Origin of the sequence: Candidatus Bartonella washoeensis Sb944nv (genome assembly GCF_000278135.1) — a bacterium.
GTDB classification, from domain to species: domain Bacteria; phylum Pseudomonadota; class Alphaproteobacteria; order Rhizobiales; family Rhizobiaceae; genus Bartonella; species Bartonella washoeensis.
This window is the reverse complement of sequence record NZ_JH725023.1, coordinates 22,679-32,903: the sequence shown is the minus strand read 5'-3', so window position 1 is coordinate 32,903 and position 10,225 is coordinate 22,679. Positions and strand designations below refer to the sequence as shown.

Sequence of the window (10,225 nt, the reverse complement as noted above, 5' to 3'; positions counted from 1 at the left end):
TGTGTGGTTGTGGTTGATGCGTGTTCGATAAAGAGCATCATCGTTGTTGCAATGGGGTGCAAGGGTAGGGCTTTGCGGAAAAAGTGCGCAGTCTCCTGATGTTCTTTATCCATTTCCGTTGGAGTGAAGCGGGGGTTTGGAGTGAAGCGGGTTGGCACTGTGGGTGGGGTGGTTTGATTGTAAAAATTGTGTTCATGTTCACTGTGTGGTTGTGGTTGATGCGTGTTCGATAAAGCGCATCATCGTTGTTGCAATGGGGTGCAAGGGTGGGGTGAGCGGAAAAAGTGCGCAGTCTTTCCTGATGTTCTTTTATTCTTTCAATCTCACGGCGAAACCAATTGCGCCACGTCGCTTGCCAATCAACTTTAAGCGCTTCTTTGCCACTTTTTGCATGCCAATAATCGCGAAATTTCTTTTCTTGCCAACGCGCTTGCTCTTCACTCAGACCTTCTGAAATCGCTGCACAGATGTCTGCTTGCCAATCATCGGGAAGGCGTTGCCCTTTGAGGGGTATTGTGTGGCTTTTGGTTTTAATGCTGGAGTGGTGAAGGCTTTCTGCTTCGTTATCAGTATGCGTAACGTTTGTAGTAGTCTGCCCAGTAACATTTTTTGTGAGATCTTGTTTTGGGCGAGGACTAATGGAAGGCTGCAGGCATGTTGTTTCTTGCTCTTTCTCCTCTTCTATCTCAGCTAAAAAAAATTGCTTTTCTGAAACACCGTTAGGTGTTTCCTTTTCTTCATCCTTCTGAGATTCTGAGCTTTGTTCATCATCTGTTACACTCTCGTTGAGCAGTTGTTGAACCTTTGCATTGATTTTCTTGCGTTTTTGTGCAGAAGAACGACCTGCAAAGGATTTCTGTTCAAGCAATTTTGCCCGTTCCTGAAATACATTTTCGCAGCGCTTATTCCATAAACCATTCGCTAAATTTAAAATTTTGCCCTCTTGTATCAGCATTTCTAAAACATTACCAAAAGTTCGCTTGTCACAACCGCAAAGACGCGCTAAACGTTCTATCGATAATTCTAGAGGACGACCGCGTGCGTACATTTCGTTGAGGAGAATCGTGTAAATGCCAATTTCGTGTGCACGCATTCCGCGAACCCCTCCTAGAAAATCATTCTGATACCAACAAACATAAGGAAGCGTAGACGATTCATAGTGTGGAGTTTCTTGTTGATTGGCGTGTTGCATACTTCAATCCGCTTTCTTCTTTTTTTATATATTTCCATTTACAACAAAACCGAAAACAATGTTTTTGTGCAGATGTTGGTGTTTCATGAGAGTTTCTACACTTTACGTTGAAGTGTTTCGGTTTTGTCCTGTTTTTTCTGTTAGATGACGCGCTTTGCAAAAAGGCTTTATGGATTCTAACAAATGACCCTTGCATGCTCAGGTGCATGCAACCCTACATTTTGAGATTGTTAAATGACAAAGGATAGACATTACAATACTTGAGAAGCATGGGCTTTCGGGGGCGGCTTTTTGCATCCTTTGGGGTGGTATAGTGTTCTTTTTGATTGAAGAAATGAACTTTTATCCCCCCTTAAAAAGTAAAATTTGTCTTCTTAATTTTATCCTTTTTGGAGGATAATGCAAGCTCGTTTTACAAAAAGGACGTGTTTTTTTAAAAAGACGCGCTATATGGTGAGACTATGAATATCGATGGTTGGCGTCAAAGATTAAGTGCTGCACTCAAAAAAAGTGGACGGTCAAAAAGATCTATTTCCCTCGCAGCTGGTAAAGGTGCTGGGTACCTTCATTCTATTCTCGCTGAAGGGAAAGAACCAACAATTGAATCTTTAGCGCGTGTTTGTCATGAAATTAATGTCAGTATGAATTATATCCTTTATGGAGAGGGTGTTAGTCCTGAAGATAAAGAGTTCATTGATCTTATTTCAAAGCTTTCTCTTGAGGAAAGACAGGCGATTTTAACTCTTTTGCGGCGACCAACTGGCGAAGCATCAGAATAATGTCTTTCTGTGTTTTTGCGTTAAGAGTGCACCAGTATTGTATCAATTCTAAATCACTCATTTTAGCTCTCCTGTCTGTTTGTGATTGCGTTGGGAAAGAACAAATAGAGAACAATACAAGGACATTAGGTGAACAAAATATGGCAAGTTTTTTATTCACACATGCCGTTTGAACGTCGTAAAGACTGAAATTATATCTTTTATTAAGGATAATAGTAATTGACATATCTCCCATAGAGGATATAAGACTAACGCCATATTTGACCTTGTCAAGTCAAAGCTATGTCTTATCAACTATACAAAGGGGGGAAATCATGAAAAATATGCCATTCGTTAAAGAGGATGAAATTATTATACTTCTCGGTGAAGATGAAAGTTGTGATGCCGTTGAGGGACCATTCGAGCAAGTCGAAGAGGTTCTTGAAGTTGTTGAAGAATGCGAAACTGTTTACAGAATTCTACGCCTCGATCTCACAACACTTCATGCTGATGATGTGAGTGAAGAAATCGCTGATGCCTATGTTATGAATCACGAAATTGACGAACAAAATACGCAACTCCAGCCATTCATTCTCAATAGTGATGCCTACCATGCTTGTTTAGAGGAAAAAGTCGCGCGTGATTATGAAGATAATCGCTATGGTTCTTACCAAAAGCAGCATCGCTTGCGTCCCTGTGATGTATTGAATGACTACTGGTGGTAAAAAATCATGGCAAGTTATCTCAAAACTTTTTATCAGGGAATCCCTCTTTACTACGCTGGAAATGTCCAAAACAAAATCAAGCTCGAACCACAAAAAAACAATGCCGTTCTCTTCATATCGCAAGAGGCGGCAGAGTGTGCCGCGAAAAATTTGGCTCAAAAATATCTGCGAGATGATTTTTCCGTTGTGCAACAGTTAGATTGAGGATCATTTTGCCTCGATGAGGGGGATGCCAACTTCGAGAATTTGCTTCAATCCCGATAGGTCTTTTCCAAGAGAGAGGCAAAATGCCCAAGGTGTTTTAGGCGAAAAGCATTGTGCTTTGAATGGAGGGAGAAGTGTGGGTGCAGGGAGTTGTGGGGGGCGTCGATCAACACAAGCTTGGAGCCCCATCGGGAGAGCGCTCTTAGCTCTCTAGCCAGGAGGTTAGAGAGCTCGCTTGGATTTGGTTTTTTCGAAAAGGAGGAGAGAGGAGGAGAAGTGTCTAGGGGGTAGCCGAGAGAGAGAAGAGGAGGTTCCGGTGGGAGCGTTTTCAGGGGGAAAATCTGCCAAGAGAGGGAAATGTGGGGAGGGGGAAATGTGGGGAGGGGGCATATGGTGGGCAGTGTGCTGAGAAGATTTGCTTATAGCGGGCTGCTGATGGTGTTCGTTCAGCATGGGACTTTGCCCATGGGAATGACGCGGCGTTTGGGGGGTGTTTGTCACGGGGGCTAGACTTAGCGATACCGACTTAGCGATGCCGACTTAGCTATTCATGGGGGGAGGCACTATGGGGCAAATATTCATTAAGGGGGGATTAAGGCGATGGGGTATTCAGTGGGGAGTATGGGGGGGGGAGGAGTTTTTCTGCCAGAGAGGGAGGGGTATAAGCAGGGGCGCGGCGGCTTATCGGGGCTATGGGAGTGTATTGATTACGGGTGTCGAGGTTCTTCATTGGGGGGAGATATCATTTTGCCACGATGAGAGGGGGATACCAATCTCAAAACCTTCTTCAAGCTCGATAGGTCTTCTTAGAGAGGGAGGAAAAATTTCCAAGAGGTTTTGGGGGACAAGCCGGTTTTGGGAGACAAGAATTGTGCTTTGAATGAAGGGAAAGGTGTGGGGCCAATATTCATTAAGGGGGGATTAAGGTGATGCGGTATTCAGTGGGGAGCCATGGGGAGGAGGAGTTTTTCTGCCAGAGAGGGAGGGGTATAAGCGGGGGGACAGCTGTGGGGGGTGTGGGAGCGTATGCATTGCGAGCATGGTAGAAGTTCTCATATCCCCTCAAAGCAAATATTCATGAGAGGGACATTTTTATTCTGATTGTAATATGCAAAGAGTGTTTGCAAACTCACAAAGAGACATTGAAAACTTCTCAACACATATAAAATCAACACATATAAAAATTGTTTTTGCTCAGCAGCAAAAGGAAAAAATCAAGATTGATTGATCAATCACCAAATGTTTTAAAAAGTGGTGGAAGCCTCAAATGAAGGAGGCTGCATAGAAGAGAGAAGACGCTAAAGAGCAAAGGCGCTTTAAAGATGAGGGAGGGGGTTCATGCCAATTATTATCGATTGTCTGCAAGGAACAGAGGAATGGCAGCAAGCGCGCAATGGTTTGATTACAGCTTCGTTGTTTGAAATGGTTATGGCACGAAAAAAACAGGGGCAAAAAACCTCAAAATATCATTCTATTATGATGAAACTTGCTGGAGAAAGAATCACTGGAAAAACCGTAGAAGAGGGGACAACGCTTGCTATGCGACGTGGAACAGAATTAGAACCAAGCGCGCGGCAGCTTTATGGTGCACTCACAAAGACCGAACCTGAATGTATTGGATTCGTTCTGGCTGACGATCGTATGAAAGGTTTTTCTCCCGATGCTTTTATTGGTACAAATGGATTATTGGAAATTAAAACCAAAAAACCCGAAATCCTTATCCCTCATTTTATTCAAAAGGGTTTTCCAGAAGAGCATAAAGCACAGTGTCAAGGAGGATTATGGATCGCTCAACGCGAATGGGTGGATTTAATGCTCTATTGGCCTGATATGCCGCCCCTGATTAAACGCGCCTATCGTGACGAAGCCTATATACGCAAGCTCGAAAGTGAGATTAACCGTTTTAACGAGGCTTTGGAGATTATGGTCCAGCAAATTAAGCGTGTTGAGACAGGGTTTGGTGTGAGAATGAACAATGCCTTGGAGAAGCCGACGAGCAGGGATTGCGTGGAAAGGCGGAGCAGAGGATGAAAGGAGTAAACGCGTGGGACTTTCTCCATGGGGGTGGCACGGGTGGGGTAAGTGTGCTGATCAATTCGCTTATGGGGGACTGTTTATGGCGTTCATTCAGCATGGGATTTTGCTCATGGGGGGGCGCTTTGCTTTGGAGGTGCTTGCCACGGCTGTACGATTTGGGTGTTCGATTTAGCGAGTTGTTCGACTTAGCTATTCATGGCGGAGGCACTATGGGGCCAATATTTATTAAGGGGGGGATTAAGGCGATGCGGTATTCAGTGGGGAGTATGGAGGGGGAGGAGTCTTTTCTGCGGGAGAGGGTATAAACGGGGCGCTTGGCTTATCGGGCTATGGGGGCGTATTGCGTATTCATTGTGGGTGTCGAGGTTCTTCATAGGGGGAAATATCATTTTGCTGCGATGAGAGGGGGATACCAATCTCAAAACCTTTTTCAAGCCCGATAGGTTTTCTTAGAGAGAGGCAAAATGCTCAAGTTGTTTTGGGGGACAAACATTATGCTTTGAATGGAGGGAAAGGCGCGGGTGCAGAATTGTCGGAGTGATGTGCTGATAGGTAAAAAGCTCCTGGCTCCATCGGGAGAGACTCTTAGCTCTCGCGCAGGGAGGGGTGAGATCTTGTTTGGGGTTGGTGCTCTTGAGAGAGGGGAAGAGAGGAGCAAACGTGTCTAGGCCTGCAGCGTGGAGAAGGAATGCATTGTGCTTGAAAATGCATTGTGCTTGAAGATGCACAAAAAATATCAAAAGCCAACATGGTGTTGTGGGGAAGTCATGTGGTGAGAAAATATTGGGCAAATGGTGCGATATGAGAGATAAGGGTGCGCTGTGAAAGGTCATGGTGCTGCGAGAGAGGATTGAACTCTCGACCTCTCCCTTACCAAGGGAGTGCTCTACCACTGAGCTACCGCAGCATTTTCCAATCTTTGCGCTGCCTTGTGCCATATTGTTGGAAAATAGGCAAGAGAGCATTTATGCATTCTTGCAAGAAAAACTATCTTGTGTCATGACATACATTCTTTATACAACAATAATAACGGCTATTATAAAATAGGTACTGGTTTGCTTAAAGAAAGCTTAACACTGCTTAAAAGGCTAGATAATGACACAAATGCATCAAAATCAAAAGCAAGAAAAAATGAATCATCAAGATGAAAAGGCAAAACAACGCCAAGAACGACTAGCGAAGCAATTGCGTGAAAACCTCAAACGCCGAAAAGAGCAAAGTCGGAAAAGAGCTCAGAGCGTTTTTTGCAAAGATTTATAATCTTGTTTTTTTTACGGCATTTTTGCAACCAAATTTTATAATCATTCGTTTTAAGATCAGTGTCAAGAATAACTTTCCAAGGATTCCAAGCCTTTGGAGGGGGAGCTCAAAGGAAAGAGTAAAATTATTATGGATTCTATTCAAATTATTGGTGGAAAACCCCTCAAGGGGAGTATTCCTATTTCAGGAGCAAAAAATGCTGCTTTGCCTCTTATGATTGCTGCTTTGCTTACCGAAAAAACCGTCATTTTAGAGAATGTTCCTCATCTTGCTGATGTCGAACTCCTCATTCGTATTCTGAATAATCATGGTGTTGGATATAGCGTCGAAGGACAAAAAGCCAAGCGTGATTGTGTCGATTCAAGAACAATTCATTTTACTGCACAAAAAATCGCTACAACACATGCACCATACGAACTGGTGAGAAAAATGCGCGCAAGCTTTTGGGTGATCGGTCCCCTGCTGGCACGATGCGGAGAGGCTTATGTCTCTCTGCCTGGTGGATGTGCTATCGGAACCAGACCCGTCGATTTTATCCTCGAGGGACTCAAAACTTTGGGAGCACAGATTGCTATCGAAAATGGATATGTGCATGCCAAAGCGCCAAAAGGATTAAAGGGTGCCGAGTATTATTTCCCTAAAGTCTCTGTCGGTGGCACACATGTTCTGCTTATGGCAGCTGCAACTGCAAATGGAAAAACTGTCCTCTATAATGCCGCTTGTGAACCAGAAGTGACAAATCTTATTCGAGCTCTTAACGCAATGGGGGCAAAAATAGTCGGTGAAGGAACATCGACACTCACAATCGAGGGTGTCAAAAAACTCTTTGGGGCTAGAATACAGGTGATCCCTGACCGAATCGAAGCCGGAACTTATGCAATGGCTGTGGCCATGACCGGTGGAGATGTCCTGCTCAAAAATGCAAACGCTAACCATCTGACCCAAGTGCTCAGCGTTCTGCAAAAAACTGGACTCGATATTGAAATTAAACCCGAAGGGATTCATGTTAAACGAAACCCTAAAGAAACAAAAATAATGCCTGTTGATATTAAAACAGGACCTTATCCGGCTTTTCCTACTGATCTGCAAGCGCAATTCATGGCACTGATGACACGTGCTGAGGGGATTGCTCAGATCACCGAAACAATTTTCGAAAATCGCTTTATGCATGTGCAAGAACTCTCGCGGTTGGGGGCTCAGATAAAACTGGATGGGCAGACCGCAACCGTTTATGGAACAGAAAATCTGCAAGGTGCTCCGGTGATGGCTACCGATTTGCGCGCCTCTGTCTCTCTTGTTATTGCTGGACTGGCGGCAAAAGGAGAAACCATTGTTAATCGCGTGTATCACCTTGATCGCGGGTTTGAACGGTTGGAAGAAAAATTAGCACGTTGTGGTGCGACCATTCAACGTATAACAGTTTAATCTCTTTCGTCCCCCCGTTTTGGGGGGAGCCCCTTCTTTCGAGCCTTTTTTGCGGCCCTTTCTTCTTTGGAAGATCGTTCTTTGGCGTGAAACTGCTTCAGAGTGGAGATTCTAAAAAAACGATATCTCCCCTCCTTGAAGGGGCTCCAAAGAGATTTCATCCCGAAGAGATTTCATCCCAAAGAGAATTTTTTTAGGCACTTTCTTTAAGGTGGTGCACGCAGGTGGTGCATTCTTCGAGCAGAGCTGTGGAGCTTCTTTCAACTCCTTTGCAGATATTTTGCTTTTCGAAAGCTTTCTGCCAAGTGAAACTGTTTCGGAGTGGAGAGTCTTCAGAGTGAAGTTTTGTTAGGAATCAAGAATCTTTCGGTCGTCATCTTTTCAGGTGGCATGTCTTTGGTGGCATGCTCTTTTCGGTGGGAATTTTTAGGAGAAAGATTTCCCGTTTGCGGCAAAATTGCGGAGAAGTGAAGAATCATACTGCTAAAAACAGTGTAATACAGAAAAGTGTGCGAAGAATGTTACCAAAAATCTGGAATTTCAGGTTTTAAATGCGGACCAATCCTTACCGCTGAGACCTTTTCCGCTAAACCTGTCTTGTCTGACAGTTCAACTGCTAAACCGCAAAGCGTTGCAGGACCTTGTGCTGGTTCAAAGCGATGCTGCCTCTTCTTATAAAGAAAACGGTGTAAAGGCTCTTCCTTATCCATTCCAAGAGATGAATTATAATCACCACACATCCCTGCATCTGATAAATAAGCAGTGCCGCCTTCTAAAATCTGGGCATCAGCTGTAGGAATGTGGGTATGTGTTCCGACAATAACGCTTACACGGCCATCAAGAAAATGCCCAAAACATTGCTTTTCGCTTGTCGTTTCTGCGTGAAAGTCAAAAATGATTGCATCTACTTGTTCCATCAAAGAGCAAGAGGACAAAATCTTTTCAGCCGCTTCAAAGGGATCATCTACTTTGCAGGGCATAAAAACACTTCCTAAAATATTCGCAACAAGAATACACGCCCCGTTCTTCGCCGTAAAAATGCCCGAACCCCTGCCAGCCATGCCTTTGGAAAAGTTGGCTGGACGTAAAAAACGATCATTCACATAGGCATAGTGCAATGTTTCATTGCATGAAAAAGCATGATTGCCCGTTGTTACAACGTCAACACCTATTGCTAAAAGATCTTGATAAGTCTCTTGTGTGATGCCAAAACCACCAGATGCATTTTCACCATTTACGACAACAAAATCAAGTTGCCACTTTTCAATTAGCTGTGGAAGCTGTTCAAAAACAATCCTGCAGCCCGTTGCTCCAACAATGTCACCTAGAAATAAAAAACGCATGAGCGTTTTAATCATATTTTAAGGTATTAGAAAACCGTTTTCTGTAAAAATCCCCTCTAAAATCAAATCATGTTCGGCATCAGGGATTGTTTCACCTTCCTGACACGAAAAACCTAAACCCACTAAATGAACATGATGCCCTTGTTTTTGAAGAACCTCAACAGCGCGGTCATAATAGCCCCCTCCATAACCAAGACGATGACATTGGCTGTCAAATGCTGAGAGTGGTACAATAATAATACTTGGTACGACAACGGCATTTTCTGATCCAGGACCCAATGTGCCAAAGCGCATAGGTTCTAACACCGTGTTTTGCGAAAATGCGCGAAAAACCATAGTGGTTGAATCAAGAACTGCCGGCAAAGCTAAATGGCCACCACGTGCCGTTACAGCTTCAAACAAAGGACGTGGGTCAATTTCCGATTTTATAGGCCAATAGCCTGCTAGCATCATGCGCGAAAAATCTTCCCGCCTTTGTTCAAGGTTATGCAGTAGGTGGGAACAGGCACGATACGAAAAAATTTCGCGTTCTTGTGATGAAAGTGCAGAGCGTTTAGATAAACCGCTCTTGCGTAACTGTGAGCGAACCAATTCGCGAAATTGCGAGTCTTTTATGTTTTGTGCCATTGACTGCGTCAATCATTCCATAAATAGCGACAAGGTGCAATCAATGAAGCACCTTAAACCGACAAAAGCAAGGCATAGATCTCTTAAAAAGAGCATGGTAATTCGCTTCATGCGAAAGAGGATTATAACGATTTTCTTCATTTGTGCAAAAAAGCGTGTGCAAAAAAGCGGTGATCCACAACAGCCGATGGAAAAAGTTGATCCCGGGAACCTATATACTAGGTGGGTGCCATATGAAAAAGCCCACGAGCTTTATCAGGGACAGCTCCCTTGGAGATCATTAAGGTCTCAGGATATGTTATTTCCTGTCGAGAAGCGCAGAACACCGTGCCTACTATAAAATAGTTTGAGATCTTCTGCTAGATATAAAATGACCAGGAAGCAATTCTTTTATTCGAATGGCGTTTGGCGGCGGGTGATCTCTTTTTTAGCGATGATCTTTTTGGGATTAATCTATAGAGGACGTTTCTGTTGAGATTTCTCTGAAGGGGCTTTTATAGCAGTTTATGGCAGGGTGTGGTGGCTTTAAGTTGCGACTCTGGTTGGTGTTTATTGCGCAGTTTAAGTTTTAGAGTATTGGGGATAAAAGCTGGTCTTTCATTTATAGGGCTTGTGGAGAGGTTTGCTCTCAAGAGGTCTTGAATACGCTTTTGA

Annotated in this window: 12 protein-coding genes, 1 tRNA gene and 1 other RNA gene; 8 read left to right on the top strand and 6 right to left on the bottom strand. The window is 43.8% G+C overall.

What is annotated here, in order from left to right; genetic code table 11:
• Window positions 1–37: 37 nt before the first annotated feature.
• On the bottom strand, window positions 38–1,192 hold the full coding sequence (locus tag MCQ_RS02655) for a YdaU family protein (protein WP_006923385.1): 1,155 nt from the start codon (window positions 1,190–1,192) through the stop codon (window positions 38–40).
• 461 nt (window positions 1,193–1,653) lie between these two features.
• Here MCQ_RS02655 and MCQ_RS02650 point away from each other — a divergent pair, with 461 nt between their 5' ends.
• From MCQ_RS02650 to MCQ_RS02640, 3 genes are all read left to right on the top strand, one after another.
• Window positions 1,654–1,971 carry a hypothetical protein gene (locus MCQ_RS02650; protein ID WP_006923384.1) on the top strand — a complete coding sequence of 106 codons (318 nt, stop codon included), beginning with the start codon at window positions 1,654–1,656 and terminating at the stop codon, window positions 1,969–1,971.
• 314 nt (window positions 1,972–2,285) lie between these two features.
• Entirely contained in the window at window positions 2,286–2,675 is a 390-nt protein-coding gene (locus MCQ_RS02645; protein ID WP_006923382.1) for a hypothetical protein, read from the top strand.
• A 6-nt stretch (window positions 2,676–2,681) separates the two neighbouring features.
• Complete coding sequence (locus MCQ_RS02640) at window positions 2,682–2,879, top strand: hypothetical protein (RefSeq protein ID WP_006923381.1); 198 nt, start codon at window positions 2,682–2,684, stop codon at window positions 2,877–2,879.
• Window positions 2,880–2,882: 3 nt separating this feature from the next.
• On the opposite strand, the gene MCQ_RS02635 is transcribed toward MCQ_RS02640, so the two are convergent.
• Window positions 2,883–3,068 (bottom strand): hypothetical protein, encoded by a 186-nt coding sequence (locus tag MCQ_RS02635; RefSeq protein WP_006923380.1) that lies wholly within the window; start codon window positions 3,066–3,068, stop codon window positions 2,883–2,885.
• A 411-nt stretch (window positions 3,069–3,479) separates the two neighbouring features.
• Here MCQ_RS02635 and MCQ_RS09175 point away from each other — a divergent pair, with 411 nt between their 5' ends.
• The 3 genes from MCQ_RS09175 to MCQ_RS09435 all read left to right on the top strand — a co-directional run bounded on the left by MCQ_RS09175 (window position 3,480) and on the right by MCQ_RS09435 (window position 5,088).
• On the top strand, window positions 3,480–3,638 hold the full coding sequence (locus MCQ_RS09175) for a hypothetical protein (RefSeq protein WP_006923379.1): 159 nt from the start codon (window positions 3,480–3,482) through the stop codon (window positions 3,636–3,638).
• Between the two features lie 579 nt (window positions 3,639–4,217).
• Window positions 4,218–4,910, top strand: coding sequence for a lambda exonuclease family protein (locus MCQ_RS02625; RefSeq protein WP_006923378.1), 693 nt, complete (start codon window positions 4,218–4,220; stop codon window positions 4,908–4,910).
• Window positions 4,911–4,923: 13 nt separating this feature from the next.
• The gene (locus tag MCQ_RS09435) at window positions 4,924–5,088 is read left to right on the top strand and encodes a hypothetical protein (protein WP_210160405.1); all 165 of its coding nucleotides are present in this window, start codon (window positions 4,924–4,926) and stop codon (window positions 5,086–5,088) included.
• A 660-nt stretch (window positions 5,089–5,748) separates the two neighbouring features.
• Here MCQ_RS09435 and MCQ_RS02615 read toward each other — a convergent pair.
• Window positions 5,749–5,823: transfer RNA gene (locus MCQ_RS02615), tRNA-Thr, on the bottom strand.
• A gap of 188 nt (window positions 5,824–6,011) precedes the next feature.
• Here MCQ_RS02615 and MCQ_RS09290 point away from each other — a divergent pair.
• Both MCQ_RS09290 and murA read left to right on the top strand, forming a co-directional pair.
• Window positions 6,012–6,176: a hypothetical protein gene (locus MCQ_RS09290; protein ID WP_006923376.1), complete on the top strand. Its 165-nt coding sequence runs from the start codon at window positions 6,012–6,014 to the stop codon at window positions 6,174–6,176.
• 129 nt (window positions 6,177–6,305) lie between these two features.
• Window positions 6,306–7,601, top strand: coding sequence for a UDP-N-acetylglucosamine 1-carboxyvinyltransferase (gene murA / locus MCQ_RS02610; RefSeq protein ID WP_035007817.1), 1,296 nt, complete (start codon window positions 6,306–6,308; stop codon window positions 7,599–7,601).
• A gap of 521 nt (window positions 7,602–8,122) precedes the next feature.
• Here murA and MCQ_RS02605 read toward each other — a convergent pair.
• From MCQ_RS02605 to ssrS, 3 genes are all read right to left on the bottom strand, one after another.
• Window positions 8,123–8,944, bottom strand: coding sequence for a TIGR00282 family metallophosphoesterase (locus MCQ_RS02605; protein WP_006923374.1), 822 nt, complete (start codon window positions 8,942–8,944; stop codon window positions 8,123–8,125).
• A gap of 18 nt (window positions 8,945–8,962) precedes the next feature.
• Entirely contained in the window at window positions 8,963–9,571 is a 609-nt protein-coding gene (locus MCQ_RS02600) for a 5-formyltetrahydrofolate cyclo-ligase (RefSeq protein WP_006923373.1), read from the bottom strand.
• A 168-nt stretch (window positions 9,572–9,739) separates the two neighbouring features.
• A non-coding RNA gene (gene ssrS, locus MCQ_RS08735) (6S RNA) lies at window positions 9,740–9,898 on the bottom strand.
• Between the last annotated feature and the right edge of the window lie 327 nt (window positions 9,899–10,225).